This window comes from Dyella lutea (assembly GCF_024158035.1).
GTDB lineage: Bacteria > Pseudomonadota > Gammaproteobacteria > Xanthomonadales > Rhodanobacteraceae > Dyella_A > Dyella_A lutea.
Window position 1 is genome coordinate 453,922 of sequence record NZ_JAMZEK010000001.1, and the last position, 18,088, is coordinate 472,009.

Annotated in this window: 16 protein-coding genes; 11 read left to right on the forward strand and 5 right to left on the reverse strand. The window is 68.0% G+C overall.

What is annotated here, in order from left to right:
* Window positions 1-6: 6 nt before the first annotated feature.
* Window positions 7-1,482, reverse strand: coding sequence for an AAA family ATPase (locus NC595_RS02105; RefSeq protein ID WP_253564593.1), 1,476 nt, complete (start codon window positions 1,480-1,482; stop codon window positions 7-9).
* A 109-nt stretch (window positions 1,483-1,591) separates the two neighbouring features.
* Between NC595_RS02105 and NC595_RS02110 the strand changes: the two genes are divergently transcribed.
* The 6 genes from NC595_RS02110 to NC595_RS02135 all read left to right on the forward strand — a co-directional run bounded on the left by NC595_RS02110 (window position 1,592) and on the right by NC595_RS02135 (window position 5,399).
* On the forward strand, window positions 1,592-2,698 hold the full coding sequence (locus NC595_RS02110) for a PQQ-dependent sugar dehydrogenase (protein ID WP_253564595.1): 1,107 nt from the start codon (window positions 1,592-1,594) through the stop codon (window positions 2,696-2,698).
* A gap of 117 nt (window positions 2,699-2,815) precedes the next feature.
* On the forward strand, window positions 2,816-2,974 hold the full coding sequence (locus NC595_RS02115; RefSeq protein WP_017461609.1) for a DUF1328 domain-containing protein: 159 nt from the start codon (window positions 2,816-2,818) through the stop codon (window positions 2,972-2,974).
* A 49-nt stretch (window positions 2,975-3,023) separates the two neighbouring features.
* Complete coding sequence (locus NC595_RS02120; RefSeq protein ID WP_253564597.1) at window positions 3,024-3,401, forward strand: ElaB/YgaM/YqjD family protein; 378 nt, start codon at window positions 3,024-3,026, stop codon at window positions 3,399-3,401.
* Window positions 3,402-3,430: 29 nt separating this feature from the next.
* The gene (locus NC595_RS02125) at window positions 3,431-3,904 is read left to right on the forward strand and encodes an ABC transporter ATP-binding protein (RefSeq protein ID WP_253564599.1); all 474 of its coding nucleotides are present in this window, start codon (window positions 3,431-3,433) and stop codon (window positions 3,902-3,904) included.
* Window positions 3,901-4,224: a hypothetical protein gene (locus NC595_RS02130; RefSeq protein ID WP_253564601.1), complete on the forward strand. Its 324-nt coding sequence runs from the start codon at window positions 3,901-3,903 to the stop codon at window positions 4,222-4,224. The genes NC595_RS02125 and NC595_RS02130 overlap by 4 nt, the downstream gene beginning before the upstream one ends.
* The gene (locus NC595_RS02135; protein ID WP_253564603.1) at window positions 4,221-5,399 is read left to right on the forward strand and encodes an AI-2E family transporter; all 1,179 of its coding nucleotides are present in this window, start codon (window positions 4,221-4,223) and stop codon (window positions 5,397-5,399) included. The genes NC595_RS02130 and NC595_RS02135 overlap by 4 nt, the downstream gene beginning before the upstream one ends.
* Before the next feature lie 56 nt (window positions 5,400-5,455).
* On the opposite strand, the gene NC595_RS02140 is transcribed toward NC595_RS02135, so the two are convergent.
* The 3 genes from NC595_RS02140 to NC595_RS02150 are packed head-to-tail and all read right to left on the reverse strand — an operon-like array spanning window position 5,456 to window position 11,295.
* Entirely contained in the window at window positions 5,456-6,889 is a 1,434-nt protein-coding gene (locus tag NC595_RS02140) for an efflux transporter outer membrane subunit (protein WP_253564605.1), read from the reverse strand.
* 1 nt (window position 6,890) lies between these two features.
* Window positions 6,891-10,088, reverse strand: a complete 3,198-nt coding sequence (locus NC595_RS02145; protein ID WP_253564607.1) for an efflux RND transporter permease subunit — start codon at window positions 10,086-10,088, stop codon at window positions 6,891-6,893.
* A 4-nt stretch (window positions 10,089-10,092) separates the two neighbouring features.
* Window positions 10,093-11,295 carry an efflux RND transporter periplasmic adaptor subunit gene (locus NC595_RS02150; RefSeq protein ID WP_253564608.1) on the reverse strand — a complete coding sequence of 401 codons (1,203 nt, stop codon included), beginning with the start codon at window positions 11,293-11,295 and terminating at the stop codon, window positions 10,093-10,095.
* Window positions 11,296-11,438: 143 nt separating this feature from the next.
* Between NC595_RS02150 and NC595_RS02155 the strand changes: the two genes are divergently transcribed.
* Window positions 11,439-12,461, forward strand: a complete 1,023-nt coding sequence (locus NC595_RS02155; protein WP_253564613.1) for a LysR family transcriptional regulator — start codon at window positions 11,439-11,441, stop codon at window positions 12,459-12,461.
* On the opposite strand, the gene NC595_RS02160 is transcribed toward NC595_RS02155, so the two are convergent.
* Window positions 12,407-13,204: an undecaprenyl-diphosphate phosphatase gene (locus NC595_RS02160; protein WP_253564615.1), complete on the reverse strand. Its 798-nt coding sequence runs from the start codon at window positions 13,202-13,204 to the stop codon at window positions 12,407-12,409. The two genes, NC595_RS02155 and NC595_RS02160, sit on opposite strands and share 55 nt — an antisense overlap.
* A 680-nt stretch (window positions 13,205-13,884) precedes the next feature.
* On the opposite strand from NC595_RS02160, the gene NC595_RS02165 reads away from it, so the two are divergent.
* The 4 genes from NC595_RS02165 (at window position 13,885) to glnA (ending at window position 18,036) form a co-directional block, all read left to right on the forward strand.
* Window positions 13,885-14,646 carry a TorF family putative porin gene (locus tag NC595_RS02165; protein ID WP_253564620.1) on the forward strand — a complete coding sequence of 254 codons (762 nt, stop codon included), beginning with the start codon at window positions 13,885-13,887 and terminating at the stop codon, window positions 14,644-14,646.
* A gap of 68 nt (window positions 14,647-14,714) precedes the next feature.
* The gene (locus NC595_RS02170) at window positions 14,715-15,053 is read left to right on the forward strand and encodes a P-II family nitrogen regulator (RefSeq protein ID WP_253564622.1); all 339 of its coding nucleotides are present in this window, start codon (window positions 14,715-14,717) and stop codon (window positions 15,051-15,053) included.
* A 94-nt stretch (window positions 15,054-15,147) separates the two neighbouring features.
* A complete protein-coding gene (locus NC595_RS02175) occupies window positions 15,148-16,431 on the forward strand; it encodes an ammonium transporter (RefSeq protein WP_253565677.1) in 1,284 nt (427 codons plus the stop codon).
* A gap of 195 nt (window positions 16,432-16,626) precedes the next feature.
* Window positions 16,627-18,036, forward strand: coding sequence for a type I glutamate--ammonia ligase (glnA, locus tag NC595_RS02180; protein WP_253564628.1), 1,410 nt, complete (start codon window positions 16,627-16,629; stop codon window positions 18,034-18,036).
* Window positions 18,037-18,088: the final 52 nt, after the last annotated feature.

An 18,088-nucleotide genomic window follows, 5' to 3' on the forward strand; every position in this document is an offset into this window, starting at 1 on the left:
TCCCGGTCAGTCAGCCGGCACGCAGCGATCCCGGGCCCAGGCGCGCAGGGCGTCGACCTGCTCGTGCATCAGCACCGACAACGGGCGGGTCTGGCCAAGTGCGGCGAGCAGATGCGCCTGGTCCGGCGTAGCGTCGGCACCGACCGCGTCATACAGCGCGCTGACGATGGCCTGCTCGATCTCGGCACCGGAGAAGCCTTCGCTCGCTTCGGCCAGCGCCGGCAGGTCGAAGTTCTCCACCGGCAGTTTCCGGCGTTCCAGGTGCAGCCGGAAGATTTCCGCGCGCACCGGTTCGGTCGGCAGGTCGACGAAAAAGATCTCGTCGAAGCGGCCCTTGCGCAGCAGCTCGGCCGGCAGCTCGTGCACGGCGTTGGCGGTGGCCACCACGAATACCTTGGCCTTGCGCTCGGCCATCCAGGTCAGCAGGTAGCCGAGCACGCGGCGCGACACGCCGCCGTCCTCGCCGCCACCGGCCAGGCCCTTCTCGATCTCGTCGATCCACAGCACGCAGGGACTGAGCAGTTCGGTGCTGGCCAGCGCCTCGCGCAGGTTCTTCTCGGTCTCGCCCTGGTACTTGTTATAGAGCGTGCCGAAGTCCAGCCGCACCAGCGGCACGCCGAAGCCGCCGGCGATCGCCTTGGCCGCCAGGCTCTTGCCGCAGCCCTGCACGCCGAGCAGCAGCAGGCCCTTCGGCGGGTCGAGCATCGGTACCGACTCGGGCGACAGGAACACCGCGCGCCGTCGCTGCACCCACTCGCGCACGTGCCGTACACCGGCGACATCGGCGAAGCTGGCGGTGGCGTATTCGTAGTGCAGCAGGCCGGAGCGGTTCAGCAGCTCGAATTTCGACTGCATCAGTTCGGGCAGGTCGTGCTGGCCGAGCGCGCCGTCGTTGTAGATGAGCTTGCGCACGATGCGCCGCGCGTCAGTCGCAGACAGCCCGACCAGGTTGCGCACGATAGTGCGTGCGGCCTCGTTGTCCACTTCCAGCCGGCGACCGTGTTCGCGCTGCCAGGCGGCCGCCTCGCCGCGCATGATGCCGGCCAGCTCCTTCAGGTCCGGCAGCGCCAGCGGCACGCGCAGCGCGAGCGCTTCCAGTTCCTCCGGCAGTTCCACCTTGGCGCCGACCAGCACCACCGTGTGCGCCGCCGAACGCTGGCGCTGCACGATCTCGCGCAGCATGCGCTGGCTCATCGCGTAGCGCACCAGCGGGTGGAAATCGAACAGCAGGAACACACCCGGGTCGGGTGCACTGCGGATCGCTTCCAGCGTGGTGGTGACGTCCGGGGCGACATCCGGATCGGCATGGGTGAAATCCAGCCGGCCCAGGCCGTCGGTGATCGTCCAGCGCCACAGCGGGCGCAGCGATTGCGCGATGACATGCCGGAAGCAGTCGATCACCCGCTGCTCGTCCACCGTTTCGATCACCAGCAGTGGCGTCGTGGCGCGCACCAGCGTGGTGAGGTCCTGCAGTTCGCTCATGCCTGCCCCTCGATGAGGCCGGTAACGGTAGCAGAGCCCGTCGGCAACGGTCGCGAAGTTTCACGTGACCGGTATATGGTGGTCCGGTACCCCCACCGAGGATCGTCCCATGCGCATGCTTGCCGTCCTCCTGGCGCTGGTCGCCCTGCCGGCGTCCGCCGCCATCCACCTCGACCGGTTGACCCTGCCCAAGGGCTTCCACATCGCCGTGTACGCCGACCAGGTGCCGAACGCCCGCGAGATCGCGGTCGGTGCGAAGGGCACCGTGTTCGTCGGCTCCAACGACGCCGGCAAGGTCTACGCGCTCACCGACCGCAACGGCGACGGCGTGGCCGACCAGGTGCGGGTGATCGCCAGCGGCCTGACCCTGCCGGTCGGCGTGGCGTTCAGGAATGGCGATCTGTACGTGTCGGCGGTGAGCCGGATCCTGGTGCTGCGCGACATCGAGAACCACCTGGACGACCCGCCCGCGCCGCAGCTGGTCAGCGATGCCTTTCCCACCGCCATGCACCACGGCTGGAAATTCATCGCGTTCGGCCCGGACGGCAAGTTGTACGTGCCGATCGGCGCGCCGTGCAACGTCTGCGACCGCGGCAAGGCCTACGCCAAGATCACCCGCATGAATCCCGACGGCGGCGATCAGGAGGATGTCGCCTATGGCATCCGCAACTCGGTCGGTTTCGACTGGCAGCCCGGTACCGGGCGCCTGTGGTTCACCTCCAACGGGCGCGACCTGATGGGCGACGACATGCCCAGCGACACGCTCAACGAAGTCACCCGCATCGGCCAGGATTTCGGCTTTCCGTTCTGCCACCAGGGCGACACGCTCGACCCGGAGTTCGGCAAGGGCAAACGCTGCAGCGACTACCGTGCGCCTGCGCTCAAGCTCGGCCCGCATGTCGCCTCGTTGGGCATGCGCTTCTACACCGGGCACCAGTTCCCGGCCAGCTACCGGGGGGCGATCCTTATCGCCGAGCACGGCTCTTGGAACCGCACGAAGAAGTCCGGCTACCGTGTGATGACGGTGCGGCTGAAGGGGGACAAGGTGCTGTCCTACGAGCCGCTGGTGACCGGCTTCATGCAGGACGAGAAGGCCTGGGGACGCCCGGCCGACGTGCAGATGCTGCCGGATGGCAGCTTGCTGATCAGCGACGACCTGGCCGGCGCGGTGTACCGGGTGACCTACGACGGGCCGGGAACGTCATCGGAAAGGTGATCGAATCTTCAGGTGATTCAGGCACTTCTTCACATGGGCGAGGCGTCCGGTATGGGGTAATGGCGCAACCAGGCATGTACATGCCCACCGTCAATTCGTCCGCATGAGGATTGCGCCATGCTTCATTACGCTCTGGTTTTCCTGGTCATTGCCATCATTGCCGGCGTGTTCGGTTTTGCTGGCATCGCCGGCGCCGCGGCGGGTATCGCGAAGATCCTGTTCGTGATCTTCCTGGTGCTGGCCGTGGTGGCGTTCTTCCGCCGCGCCGCCAGATAGGTCCGTTGTCCGCCGTCACGTCCGATCCACTGCCCCCCGGGAGTCACCCATGAACAAACCCGCCGATATCGCCAGCTCCACCGTTGACCGCCCGAACGCCGCCGTACGCATCGAGGAGGGCGCCGAGCGCGTCAAGCAGGCCACCTCGCACGCCGTGACCAGCACCAAGGAAGCGGTCGACCGCGCCGCCGACCGGGTCGAGGAAGGTCTGCACCGTGCCACCGACAAGGCCGCGGGCGCCGCTACCCATGCCACCGAGAAGGCCACCGAATATGGCGAGCGCGGCCGCGAAGCCTACGACCACGCCCGCGATCGCGCCGAGGACTGGGTCGATCAGGCACGCGACTACGTCCGCGAGAAGCCGCTGCAGTCGATGGCCATCGCGCTGGGTGCCGGCTGGCTGCTCGGCCGGCTGCTGCGCCGCTGATCAGCGACCCGCGCACCGGACCGTCATGCATGGATGAGACTCCGCGCGGCGAGCCCGCCGCCGAGACCCCACCGGACCCCGCCGCGTCGTCGCGCCTGCTGGACGAACTGGGGCGTCTCGCCCACGCGGTGCGCCACCTGTTCGGTGCGCAGTGGCGGCTGTTCCTGGCCGAGTTGTCGCTGGCGCGCGGAGCGGTCTCGCTGCTGCTGGCGCTTGGCCTGGTCGCCACGGTCGCCGGCGTCGGCCTGGGTCTGACCGTGCTGGCGCTGATCGGCGTAGCGCTGGCCCGCTGGTTCGATTCCTGGCTATGGGCGCTCGCCGTGCTGGTGCTGTTGCAGGGCGCGGTGCTGACCGCGGCGATCGTGCTGTTCCGGCGAGCGCTGCACTGGCTCAGCCTGCCGGCGACGCGCGGCGAGTTCGGTGCGATGATGCGCAGCGCGGCGGCCAAGGCCCGCGAAGCGGACGCCGCCACCACCGATCCCGCCCGGACCCCGCCACCATGAGTGTGACCCGTCGACTCGCCAAGGTCCGCCTCGCCCAGGCCGAGGTCCGTGCCGCGCGTGCCGAGTTGGGCGAGCCGGCCCACGCCCTGCTGCAGCGCGTGCGCGACTACCCGGTCGCCAGCGTGAGCGTGGCGGCCGGTGCCGGTGTGGTGCTGGGTCAGCTCGACGTGCATCCGCTGCGGGTGCCGGGGGTGGGATCTCTGCTCGGCAGTGGCCTGCTGCCGCTGCTGACCCAGGGCGTGCGTCTGCTGGTCGAGAACGGGCTGGACGGACTGGTCGACCCGGGCGGCGGCGATCAGGAACCGCCGGATAGCCCATGAGCCATACCGACCCTGCGCCGGGAGCTGGCGTCGAACTGGCGTCGGCCCCGTCGCCTGTGCCCCTGCCGGTCGTGGCCCCGTTGCCACCGGCGCCGCGGATCGAGCGGCGGCGTGCCCGCGCTCCGCACGGCACGCGGGGGCACATCCGGGCGCTCCGTTTCACCCTCAGCACGCTGCTGCTGCTGGCGGTGCTCTACACCATCGTCGTGATCAAGGTGCTGTTGATCCCGCTGGTGCTCGCGGCCTTTCTCGGCGTTGCGCTCAATCCGATCGTCGCTTTCGGCGCGCGCTGCCACCTGCCGCGCTGGCTCAGCGCCAGCCTGCTGATGATCGCCCTGATGGGGGGTATCGGCGCCGGTGCCGTGGCGCTGGCGCAGCCGGCGCTGGGCTGGTTCCACGATGCACCGGCGGCGTTGCGCAACTTCGTGCCCAAGCTCAAGGGCATCACCCAGCCACTGGAGGCGGCCAGTCGCGCCACCCAGAGCCTAGTCAACGGCCAGGTCGCGGTGCGCGTGCAGCCGCCGCGGCAGGCCTCGGTCGCGGTCACCGCCTGGGACGTGCTGGCCGCTGCGCCGAAGGTGCTCGCCGCCGTGCTGACCGTGGCCCTGCTGGTGTTCTTCTTCCTGATCTATGGCGACGACCTGCTGCGCAGGCTGGTGGAGATCATCCCCAGTTTCCACCACAAGCGGCACGCGGTGAGCATCGTGCGCAGCATCCAGACGGAGGTCTCGCACTACATCCTGACCACCACGATGATCAACATGACGCTGGGCGCAGTGACTGCCTTCATGTTGTGGCTGCTGCACGTGCCTGATCCGCTGCTGTGGGGCAGCATCGCGATGATCGCGAACTTCATTCCCTACGTCGGCGCGATCACCACCGCCACCATCCTGCTGCTGGTCGGCATGATGAATTTCCGCGAGCTGACCCAGGCACTGCTGCCGGCGCTGGTGTTCGCCAGCATCACGGTGGTGGAGGGCAACCTGGTGACACCGATGATCCTCGGCCGGCGCATGCGGGTGAGCCCGGTGGCGATCCTGATCTGGCTGCTGTTGTGGGGCTTCCTGTGGGGCATCCCCGGCGCGCTGCTGGCGGTGCCGATGCTGACCAGCGCCAAGCTGATTGCGGAGCGCGTACCCAACTGGCGCTGGTTCGCGCTGATGGTGCAGCGCTAGCCAGCGCCTCCTGTCCCGTGCGTCGCCGTCCATGGCGATGTGCCCCAGGTCGCTTCTCAGTCGACCTTGGCCACCACGCTGCACTGCACGTCGCCACAAGCCTGCCAGCCGCCGCCCAGGGCCTTGTACAGGGCGATCGCCTGCAGGTTCACGTCGGCCTCGGCGGCGGCCAGCTGGTCTTCGGCGGCCAACTGGGTGCGCTCGGCGTCCAGCAGTTCCAGGTAGTCGGCGGCACCGGCTTGGTAGCGCGCCCTGGCGAGCGAAGCGGCATGACGGCTCTGCTCGGCCTGCTCGACCAGGTGCTGCACCCGTTCGCGTTGCTGGTTGTAGCCGACCAGCGCGTTGTCCACGTCCTCCAGCGCACGCAGCACGGTGCGCTGGTAGTTGGCGAGGGCTTCGTCGGCACGCGCCTCGCTGGCCTTCACGCCGGAGCGCACCCGCTGCACGTTGAGGCCGTCCCAGCGGATGCTCGGCGCTACCGACCAGGCGCGGGTGGCCGGGCTGCCGAAGTCGTTGCTGCGTCCGGCCAGGAAGCCGACGAAACCGCCCAGCGAGACGTGCGGGAACCAGTCTGCCCTGGCCACGCCGATGCGTGCGTTGGCCGCGGCCAGCTCGCGTTCGGCGACGCGGATGTCCGGCCGGCGCGCTAGCACGTCGTCGGCGTGGCCGACCGGCAGCACTGCGTCAATCGGCTTGAAGCCCTTCGCGGACAGGTCGACGTCCAGCGCGCCCGGCCGTTCGCCGAGCAGCACCGCCAGGTGGAAGCGGTCGGCCTGCGCCCGGGTTTCCAGCAGCGGTAGCTGCGCCTGCACGCCGGCGAGGCGGGCGCGGGCGCTGGCCACGTCCTGGTCCGAGCCGGTGCCGATTTCGGCGCGGCTGGCGATCAGCTTCAGCGAGGCCTGCTGGTTGGCGATGTCGCGGCGTGCCACGTCCTGGCGCAGCTGGGTGCCACGCAGGTCGAAGTAGTAGCGGGCGACCTCGGCAAACAGGCTGACCTGCGCGTCCTGCAGCGCCGCTTCGCTGGCCTCGCTGTCGGCACGGGCGGCTTCCACCGAACGACGCACGCCGCCGAACAGGTCCAGCTCCCAGCTGGCGTCGAAGCCGGCCTGGTAGCTGGTGACCGTGTTGCGCTCGCTGCTGAATCCGGGCGCCTGTTCGCGGCTGCGGCTGTACGCGGCGGTGGTCTGGATGTCCGGCCACTGCTGCGACTCGGTGCTGCCGAGCACCGCACGCGACTGCTTCAGACGGGCTACGGCGATCTTCAGGTCGGGGCTGTTCTTCGCCGCGCGGGCGATCAGCGCATCCAGCGTGGGATCGCCGAACTGCTTCCACCAGGCGGCCTGGAAGGCCGTGTCGGACTCTCGCGCAGTATCGACGCCCTGCAGCGCCACCGGCTTTTCCTCGGGGCGGTGATAGTCCGGCCCCACGCTGATGCAGCCGGCCAGTAACAGCGCACCGGCGAGCGCACTCCAACGGATTGGATGATTCATCTCAATGCTCCTCCAGCGCCGGCCGCGACAGCGGCGCGGCGGCGTTGCGGGCGGCGCGACGCGCGGCGCTGCGCTCGCTCCAGCCGCGGATCAACACGTAGAACAGCGGGGTGAAGGCCAGCCCGAAGAAGGTGACCCCGAGCATGCCGGAGAACACCGCCACGCCCATCGCGTGACGCATCTCCGCACCCGCCCCGTGCGAGAGCACCAGCGGCACCACGCCCATGATGAAGGCGAACGAGGTCATCAGGATCGGCCGCAACCGCAGCCGCGCGGCTTCCAGCACTGCCTGCACGCGGTCCAGGCCCTCCAGGATCTGCGCCTCGCGGGCGAACTCGACGATCAGGATCGCGTTCTTGCACGCCAGGCCGACCAGCACGATCAGGCCGATCTGGGTGAAGATGTTGTTGTCGCCGCCGGACAGCCACACACCGAAGATCGCCGACAACAGCACCATCGGCACGATCAGGATCACCGCCAGCGGCAGGGTCACGCTCTCGTACAGCGAGGCCAGCACCAGGAACACCAGCAGCACGCACAGCGGGAACACCAGCACCGCGGTGTTGCCGGCGAGGATCTGCTGGTAGGTCAGCTCGGTCCATTCGAAGCTCATGCCGTTGGGCAGGGTCTTGTGGGCCAGCTGCTCGATCGCCGCCTGTGCCTGGCCCGAGCTGTAGCCCGGCGCCGGGCCGCCGTTGATCTCGGCGGTGGGATAGCCGTTGTAGTGCATCACCCGGTCCGGACCTACGGTCTGGCTGACCGTGACGAAGGAGCCCAGCGGCACCATCTGTCCGGCCGCGTTGCGCGTCTTCAGCTGGGTGATGTCCTGCGGCTCGCGGCGGAATCGCGGTTCGGCCGACAGGTTCACCTGATAGGTGCGGCCGAAACGGTTGAAGTCGTTCACGTACAGCGAGCCCAGGTAGGCCTGCATGGTCTGGTAGACGTCGGCCAGGTCCACGCCCTCGGCCTTGGCCTTCTCGCGGTCCACCTCGGCATCGATCTGCGGCACCGCGACCTGGTAGCTGGAGAACAGCCCGGCCAGCGCCGGCTCCTTACGGCTCGCCGCGATCAGGTTCTGGGTCTGCTTGTACAGCTCCTGGTAGCCGAGGTCGCCACGGTCCTCCACCTGCAGGCGGAAGCCGCCGATGGTGCCCAGGCCCTGCACGGGCGGCGGCGGGAAGATCGCGATGTAGGCGTCCTGGATGGACGCGAATTTCTGGTTGAGCGCCGCGGCGATCGCACCGGCCGACAGCGACGCATCGCGCCGCTGGTCGAACGGCTTGAGCGTGACGAACACGATGCCGCTGTTCGGCGAGTTGGTGAAGCCGTTGATCGACAGGCCGGGGAAGGCCACTGCGTTCTCCACGCCGGGCTGCTTCAGCGCGATCGCGCTCATGCGGCGGATCACGTCCTCGGAGCGGTCCAGCGAGGCGGCGTCGGGCAGCTGCGCGAACGACACCAGGTACTGCTTGTCCTGCGCCGGCACGAAACCGGTCGGCACCTTGGCGAAGCCGAACAGGCCCAGCAGCACCAGGCCGCCGTAGATCACCAGCGCGATCGAGCCCTTGCCCAGCACGCGTTTCACGCCGCCGACGTAGCCGTTCGCGCTGCGCACGAAGAAGCGGTTGAACGGGCGGAACAGCCAGCCGAAGCCGCGGTCGATCGCCAGGCTCAGCCTGTCCTTCGGCGCGCCGCGTTCCTTGAGCAGCAGGGCGGACAGGGCGGGGCTCAGGGTCAGCGAGTTGAACGCCGAGATCACGGTGGAAATGGCGATGGTCAGCGCGAACTGGCGATAGAACTCGCCGGTCAGGCCACTGATGAAGGCCGCCGGCACGAATACCGCGCACAACACCAGCGCCGTGGCCACGATCGGCCCGGTCACTTCCTTCATCGCCTGCTTGGTCGCCTCGCGCGGCGCCATGCCGTGCTCGATATGCCGCTCGACGTTCTCCACCACCACGATCGCGTCGTCGACCACGATGCCGATCGCCAGCACCAGCCCGAACAGGCTCAGCGCGTTGAGCGAGAAGCCGGCGAGGTGCATCACCGCGAAGGTACCGACCAGCGATACCGGCACGGCGACCAGCGGGATCACGGACGCGCGCCAGGTCTGCAGGAACAGGATCACCACCAGCACCACCAGTACGATCGCCTCGAACAGCGTGTGCACCACCGCCTCGATCGAGCCGCGCACGAACACGGTCGGGTCATAGACGATGCGATAGTCGACGCCCTGCGGGAAATCCTTCTTCAGGCCCGCCATCAGCGAGCGGACCTCGTTGGAGATCTGGATCGCGTTGGAACCGGGGCGGGCGAACACCGGCAGCGCCACCGCCGGCTTGTTGTCGAGCAGGCTGCGCAGCGCGTAGTTGTTCGAACCCAGCTCGACCCGGGCGACATCGCGCAGGTGGGTCACCGCGCCGTCCTTGCCGGTGCGCACCACGATGTTGCGGAAGTCGTCCGCGCTGACCAGCCGGCCGCGGGTGTTGATGTTGAGCTGGAACGCCGCGTTGCCACGGTCCGGCGGCGCGTTCAGCGCGCCGGCGGCCACATCCACGTTCTGCTCCTGGATCGCGTGCACGATGTCGCCGGTGGTCAGGCCGCGCTGGGCCATGCGGTCCGGATCCAGCCACACGCGCATGCTGTACTCGCCGGCACCGAAGATCTGCACGTCGCCGACGCCGTCCAGCCGGGCGAGCTGGTCCTTGATGTGCAGGCGCGCGTAGTTCGACAGGTACAGCATGTCGTAGCGCTGGTCCGGCGAGATCAGGTGCACCACCATGGTCAGGTCGGGCGAGCTCTTCTGCGTGGTCACGCCGAGTCGCTGCACTTCCTCCGGCAGCCGCGGCAGGGCCTGCGCCACGCGGTTCTGCACCTGCACCTGGGCGTTGTCCAGGTCGGTGCCGAGGGCGAAGGTGACGGTCAGCGTCATCGCGCCGTCGCTGGTCGCCTGCGAGGAGGTGTAGAGCATGCCTTCCACGCCGTTGATCTGGGTTTCCAGCGGCGTGGCGACGGTCTCGGCGATCACCTTGGGGTTGGCGCCGGGGTAGCTGGCGCGCACCACCACGGTGGGCGGTACCACTTCCGGGTACTCGCTGATCGGCAACTGGAACAGCGAGATCGCACCGGCGATCACGATCAGCACCGACAGCACGCCGGCGAGGATCGGTCGATCGACGAAGTATTGGGCGAGTTTCATGGGATCAGTCCTGGGCGCGGGTCAGCGCCGGGCCCTGCGACGGATTGCTGCCGCCGGAGGCCAGTTGGGTATCGGGGTCCAGGCTGCGCGACTCCATCGACACGCGGGTCGGGTTCACCGGCATGCCGGGGCGCACGTGCTGCAGGCCGTTCACCACCACCACGTCGTTGGCGTCCAGGCCCTGCTCGATCACACGCAGGCCATCGACCAGCGGTCCGGTGGTGACCTTGCGATAGCTCACCTTGCCGTCCTTGCCGAGCACGTAGACGAACTTGTTGCCGAGGTCGGTGCCGACGGCGCGGTCGTCGATCAGTGCACGCGGCTTGGCGCTGTCGGTGCGTAGCTGCAGGCGCACATACAGGCCCGGGGTGTAGCGGCCGTCGCTGTTGTCGAACACGGCGCGCAGGCGAATGGTGCCGCTGGCGGTGTCGAGCTGGTTGTCGACGAAATCGAGGCGGCCGGCGTGGGGGAAGCCGGATTCGTCCGCCAGGGCCATCGCCACCCGCGGTGGGCTGCGGTGGTCGCGGCGCAGGTGGTCCAGTTCGAGGTAGCTGTGCTCGTCCACGTCGAAGTACGCGTAGACCGGGTTCACGCTGACCACGCTGGTCAGCACGTCGGCGGGCGTGACCAGGTTGCCGGCGGTGATGGCGGCATTGCCGACGCGGCCGTCGATCGGCGCGCGCACCTCGGTGAACTCGCGGTTGAGCTGTGCGGCGTCGAGCGCCGCGGCGGTGGCGGCGATCTGCGAGCGGGCGCTGGCCGCGGCGGTGTCCAGCCGATCGGCCTCCTCACGCGAGATCGCATGCTGGGCCACCAGCCGCGTGCCGCGCGCGGCATTCTCTTCGGCCAGCTTCGCCTCGGCACGGGCCTGGACGAGATTGGCGCGCAGACGGTCGACTTCGGCCTGGTACGGCCGGGGATCGATGCGGAACAGCAGCTCGCCCTTGTGCACCAGCGTGCCTTCCTTGAACAGCACGCTGTCGATGTAGCCGCTGACCCGCGGGTGCACCTGCACGGTGTCGACGGCCTGCAGGTGGCCGGTGAACTGGGCGGTGTCGCCGACGGCCCGGACCAGGGTCTGGGCGACGGTGACGGCGGGGGGCGGCGGCGCGGCCTGTGCCTGGCTGCTGCCGTGATGGTCCAGGACGGCCCAGCTGCCGGCGGCGAGCGCCACGGCGAGGGCGATGAAGATCCAGCGTTTCTGCATGACGGGCTCCCTGAGCAACGTGCGCCGAACCGGGGGGAGTCGGCGAGGCCCGGGAGAATAGGTACACTGTCCGGTATAGAAAACCGTCGTTTGGTGCAATGCAATGGTGACTCCCAGTCACCAATCGCCCGAGGAAACCCCTGATGGAAGACTTTTCCGCCATCTCAGTCTTCGTTCGCGTGGTCGAAGCGAACAGCTTCGCCGCCGCCGCCGCCCAGCTCGGCATGACGCCCTCCGGAGTCAGTCGCGCCGTGTCCCGGCTGGAGGCCCGGCTCGGCGCGCGGCTGCTGTTCCGTTCCACCCGTTCGCTGCGGCTGACCGAGGACGGCGCCGCGTTCCACGCCCGCTGCAGGGAAATCCTCGCCGACCTCAGCGAGGCGACCGAGGCACTGGGCGAGGCCAGTCGCGAGCCGGCGGGCAAGCTGCGTGTGGGGCTGTCATTGGGCGTGGGACGCGCGGCGCTGATCCCGCGCCTGGCCGAATTCGAGAAACGCTATCCGGACATTCGCCTCGAACTGCTGATGAGCGACCTGCCCGGCGACCTCAACGGCGAGGGCATCGATTGCGCGATCCGCGTGGGCCAGCTGGAGGACTCCAGCCACATCGCGCACAAGATCGGCTACCTGCGCAATGTCGTGCTCGCCTCACCCGACTACCTCGCGCGGCATGGTGCCCCGGCCGGCATCGACGACCTCAGGCACCACCGCTGCATCAACTACGTGTACCCGAACGGCAAGCCGCGGCAGTGGCAGTTCGACGGACCGGACGGGCAGATCGAAGTGGACATCGACGCGCACCTGCTGATCAACGACGGCGAGTCGGTGATCCAGGCGGTGAGCGAAGGGCTGGGCATCACCCAGGCGCCGCATCTGCTGGCCTCATGCCTGCTCAGCAAGGGGATGCTGCAGCTGGTGATGACCGACGTGCGCTCCACCGGTAAGCCGGTATGGATCGTCTACCCGCAGAAGCGGCACCTGTCGGCGCGGGTGCGCGCCTTCATCGGCTGGGTGCGCGAGCTGTTCGACGCGTTGAACGAGCCGGACGTGCTGAAGCGTCCGTCGATACCGACGGTGCCGGCACCGTCAGCGGTGGCGAAGGCTCCGGCGCGGGTTCAGCTACCCAGCGGCATCCAGGCCAGCAGCGCCAGACCCAGTGCGATGCGGTAGACCGCGAAGGCGGTGAAGCGGTGGGTGCGGATGTAGCCGAGCAGCCACTTCACCGCCGCGAATGCGACGATCGCCGACACCACGAAGCCGACTGCCAGCGCGGTCCAGTCCTCGTGGGCGACGCCGCCGTTCTTCAGCACCTTCAGCAGTTCGTAGCCAGTGGCTGCATACATGGTCGGGATGCCGACCAGGAACGCGAATTCGGTCGCGGCGGGTCGATCGCCGGTACCGGCCAGCAGCGCGGTGAAGATCGTCGCCGAGGAGCGCGAGGTGCCCGGGAAGATCCCGGCGACCATCTGCGCGACACCGACCAGGATCGCCACCGTCCAGGTCACCTGCGTGCTCGGTGGCCGCCGCGCAGCCAGCTGCTCGGCGGCGATCATCCACACGCCGCCGATCACCAGCGCCCAGGCCACCGGCGTCACTGTCTCCGGCAGCTTGAATCCCATCTTCACGGCGATCAGCCCGAGCACCGCGGTGATCAGGAAGGCGACAGTCAGCTTGGCCAGGTAGTCGCGGTTGGCCGGATCGCGCCACTGCGTCAGCAGCTGCCAGATGCGCTTCCAGTAGATCAGCGTCACCGCAAGGATCGCGCCGGCCTGGATGCCGACGTTGAACAGGTCCGATCGCGCGCCCAGTCCGAGCTTTTCCGCGATCAGCAGGTGCCCGGTACTGGAGATGGGGAGGAACTCGGTGATGCCTTCGATGATGCCGAGGAGGATGACGCGGAGCAGATCGATCACTGGAGCGGGCCTTGGCGCGGGGACGGCCACCGTGGCCGCCACAAAGGGCGACAGCATACGGGCTGCGGCTGCGAAATGGCCTGCGGAACCGGGGCGTTCGCCGGGCAACGATCGAGACCGATCGCCCGCGGATTTTCCGTGCGGCGTTGCAGCGTTCTTGTAACGAAATGTGATAAGCAACGGCCAGGTCACCTTATTGCAATGCAGCAAGTCATAAGGCAGGATCAAATTGCAACAAAGCTCCGGCCGCTTCGCGAGGCAGCGCAAGTCACGCGCCTGCGATTAGCTGGAGCTGGCAGTGGGGAGACATTCGCCTGGCTGGGCGCGCGATATCCGCGACGCCGCCGATCGTTGGTCCCGACTCCTGCCGGATCATGCGGCTCGCCGGACATGAGCCTGCCTCTTTATCGCCCGCCGCCGGTCGGCTGGCCGATCCGCTACACGCCCGAGATCCAGCCGCCCGGCCGCGCCGCGCGGTGACGGGGCCGGCTGGCCGCTGCACCGGCTCGTGGGGTCAGGGCGCATTCGCACTGTGGCGAGCTATTTGCCTACCGATAACTCGGTCGGACGGTCGCGTCCTCTACTCGGGGCGGCCGTCGCTGGCCTGGTCATGCGTTCCATGCATAGACGTCCAGACGTCCATGTGCGGGACGCTCACTCTGGCACGGGGAGAAGGGTCGATGAAGCGAATTGTGCAGCGGTCGATATGGGGAGCGGCAGTGCTGGCGGCGATGGTTGCGATGCCGGCAGCGGCAGACGGCGCGCCACAGAGTTCGGTGGCGGGAAGCGTGGCGGTGGTCAACGACTACCTGTTCCGCGGCCTATCGCAGACCAACTGGAAACCGGCGGTGCAGCCGGGCATCGAATACGATCACGCCAGCGGCTGGTACGCCGGCGCCTGGGGCAGCAACATCAGCTGGCTGTCCGATGCGTCGACCGACGCCGCGCACATCTCCAGCAGCCTGGAGCTGGATTTCTATACCGGCTTCCGCGGCAGCATCGCCGGCGACTGGAGCTACGACGTCGGCGTGTACGAGTACTACTACCCGGGCAGCTACCCGAGCGGCTTCACTCGCCCCTACACCACCGAGGTCTACGGCTCGCTGGGCTACAAGGGCGTGACGCTGAAGTATTCGCACGCGCTGACCAACCTGTTCGGCTTCGCCCACAGCAAAAACTCCGGCTACGTCGATCTCTCCTACAACGTCGAATTCAGCCCGGGCTGGACGCTCAACCTGCATGCCGGCCACCAGAACGTGAAGAACGTTTCCGGCGCCTCGTACAGCGACTGGAAGGTGGGCGTGACCAAGGCGTTCGACCATGGCTACTCGGTGTCGCTGGGCTACTACGACACCAATGCCTCGCGCAGCGTCTACACCAACGCCTACGGCCACTACGTCGGGCGCGCCACTGGCGTGCTCACGCTGAGCAAGTCGTTCTGATCGGGTCCACGGCGGTGGCCGGGGGCCGCCGCCCTTCACGTGTGCACAGGCATGAGGGGGAGACAAGCATGAAATTGATCAGTTGCATCATCCGGCCGTACAAGCTCGACGAGGTACGCGATGCGCTCGCCGCGGCGGGCGTGAGCGGCATCACGGTGACCGAAGTGCGCGGCTTCGGTCGGCAGAAGGGCCATACCGAGATGTACCGCGGCGCCGAATACGTCGTGGACTTCCTGCCCAAGCTGAAGGTGGACGTGGTGGTCACCGACGAGCAGCTCGAGGGCGCACTCGAGGCGATCCAGCAATCGGCCAGGACCGGCAACGTGGGCGACGGAAAGATCTTCGTCAGCCCGGTCGAACAGGTCGTCCGCATCCGTACCGGCGAGCTTGACGCCGATGCCCTCTGATTCCGCTGCCACGAGGTCTTCCATGAAAGAGATCGCGCTTTCCCGTTCCGCCCGGGCGCTTCCGGCCTGGGCGCTGCTGTTCGCCGTGCTGTGCATGCTGCTCGTCCCGTCGGCCTCCCATGCTGCCGAGGCGGCCCCCACCGTCGACAAGGGCGACGTGGCCTGGATGCTCACCTCCACGTTGCTGGTGCTGCTGATGACGGTGCCGGGCCTGGCCCTGTTCTACGGCGGCCTGGTCCGCTCGAAGAACGTGCTGTCGATCCTGATGCAGGTGATGACGGTGTTCTCGATGATCGTGGTGCTGTGGGTGATCTACGGCTACTCGCTGGCCTTCAACGGCGGCAATGCCTTCATCGGCAACCTGGACAAGCTGTTCCTCAGGGGCGTGACCAAGGACAGCCTGGCGGCCACCTTCACCGCGGGCGTGGCGCTGCCCGAATACGTGTTCGTGGTGTTCCAGTCGACCTTCGCCGGCATCACCGGCGCGCTGATCGTCGGTGCGTTCGCCGAGCGCATGCGCTTTCGCGCAGTCCTGGTGTTCTGCGCGCTGTGGTTCACCTTCGCCTACCTGCCGATCGCGCACATGGTCTGGTACGGACCGAACGGATTCATGTTCGCGAAGGGCGCGCTGGACTTCGCCGGCGGCACCGTGGTGCACATCAATGCCGGTATCGCCGGCCTGGTCGGCGCCTATTTCGTCGGTCCGCGGCTGGGGCTGGGGCGCGAGTCGATGAAGCCGCACAACGTGACCTTCACCATGGTCGGCGCGGCGATCCTGTGGGTGGGCTGGTTCGGTTTCAACGCCGGCTCCAACCTGGAGTCCAACGCCGGCGCGGCGCTGGCCTTCATCAATACGCTGGTGGCGACCGCGGCGGCGGTGCTGGTGTGGCTGCTGATCGAGGCGGTGCACAAGGGCAAGCCCTCGATGGTCGGCGGTGCCTCGGGCGCGGTGGCCGGCCTGGTGGCGATTACCCCGGCCTGCGGCACGGTCGGCCCGATGGGCTCGCTGGCGATCGGTGCGGCAGCCAGCGTGGCCTGCGTCTGGGGTGTGACCGGCTTGAAGAAGCTCCTACGCGCCGACGACGCGCTCGACGTGTTCGGCGTGCACGGGCTGGGCGGCATTGTCGGCGCCCTGCTCACCGGCGTGTTCAGCGCCCCGACACTGGGCGGCACCGGCTTCGGCAGCGGCAACAGCACGATCGCCCAGCAGCTGGGCGTGCAGGCGCTCGGCGTGGGCGTGACCCTGGTCTGGAGCGGCGTGGTCTCGGTGCTGGCCTACCTGGTGGTGAAGGTGGTGTTCGGGCTGCGGGTCTCGGCCGAGGCCGAGCGCGAGGGCCTGGATATCACCTCGCACGGCGAGAGCGCCTACGAGGGCTAGACCTTGGGCGCGTCCGTCTCGTGGAACGGGAGCGCCCCTTTTTAGTGCAAAACCAAGGTATCGTTGCCCACGTTTGAAGCGTCAGTCCGCCCCGCCAACCCCGCGAACCGCATGCCAGCGCGGCGCGCGACTGGTCCCGCAGGTGGCATGGCGCTTGCTAAAACCCTGCTGCCAATCCACCACCGAGGTTCTTCCATGTCCGTTGCCAAAGTGCTTGACCTGATCCAGGAGCATGACGTCGAGTTCGTCGACTTCCGCTTCGTCGACATGCTGGGCAAGCAGCACCACGTCACCTTCCCGGCCCACGCCATCGACGAGAGCACCTTCGAGGACGGCAAGATGTTCGACGGTTCGTCGATCTCGGGCTGGAAGGGCATCAACGAGTCGGACATGGTGCTGATGCCCGACCCGGACACCGCCTACATCGACCCGTTCAGCGGCCACCCGCAGCTGGTGCTCCACTGCGACGTGCTCGAGCCGTCGACCATGCAGGCCTACGGCCGCGACCCGCGCTCGATCGCCAAGCGCGCCGAGGCGTTCCTGAAGTCCACCGGCATCGCCGACACCGCGTTCTTCGGCCCGGAGCCGGAGTTCTTCGTATTCGACTCGGTGCGCTGGCAGAACGACATGGGCCGCGTGTTCTACGAGATCGAGTCCGAGGAAGCCTCCTGGAGCTCGCGCTTCAAGTACGACGAGGGCAACACCGGCCACCGTCCGGGCGTGAAGGGCGGCTACTTCCCGGTCAGCCCGGTCGATTCGCTGGGTGACCTGCGCGCCGACATGTGCAAGGTGCTCGAGGCGCTCGGCCAGACCGTCGAGGTGCACCACCACGAGGTGGCCAACGCCGGCCAGTGCGAGATCGGCGTGAAGTTCAACACGCTGGTGAAGAAGGCCGACGAGCTGATCACCCTGAAGTACGTGATCCGCAACGTCGCCCACCAGAACGGCAAGACCGTCACCTTCATGCCCAAGCCGATCGTCGGCGACAACGGCAGCGGCATGCACGTGCACCAGTCGCTCTCGAAGGACGGCAACAACCTGTTCGCCGGTGACCTCTACGGCGGCCTGAGCCAGACCGCGCTGTGGTACATCGGCGGCGTGTTCAAGCATGCCAAGGCTATCAACGCGTTCGCCAACTCCGGCACCAACAGCTACAAGCGCCTGGTGCCGGGCTTCGAGGCGCCGGTGATGCTGGCGTACTCGGCCCGCAACCGCTCGGCCAGCTGCCGCATCCCGTACGTGTCCAGCCCGAAGGGCCGCCGCATCGAGGTGCGCTTCCCCGATCCGCTGCAGTCCGGCTACCTCACCTTCACCGCGCTGATGATGGCCGGCCTGGACGGCATCCTGAACAAGATCGACCCGGGTGCGCCGTCGGACAAGGACCTGTACGACCTGCCGCCGGAGGAGGAGAAGAACATCCCGCAGGTGTGCTCCAGCCTCGACGCCGCGCTGGAAGCGCTGGACAAGGACCGCGACTTCCTCAAGGCCGGTGGCGTGTTCACCGACGACTTCATCGATGCCTACATCGAGCTGAAGATGCAGGAAGTCACCCGCTACCGCGCCAGCACCCACCCGCTGGAGTTCCAGATGTACTACGCGATCTGACCGCTGCGGTCGGACACGATGACGGAGGGGAGCCGCAAGGCTCCCCTTTTTC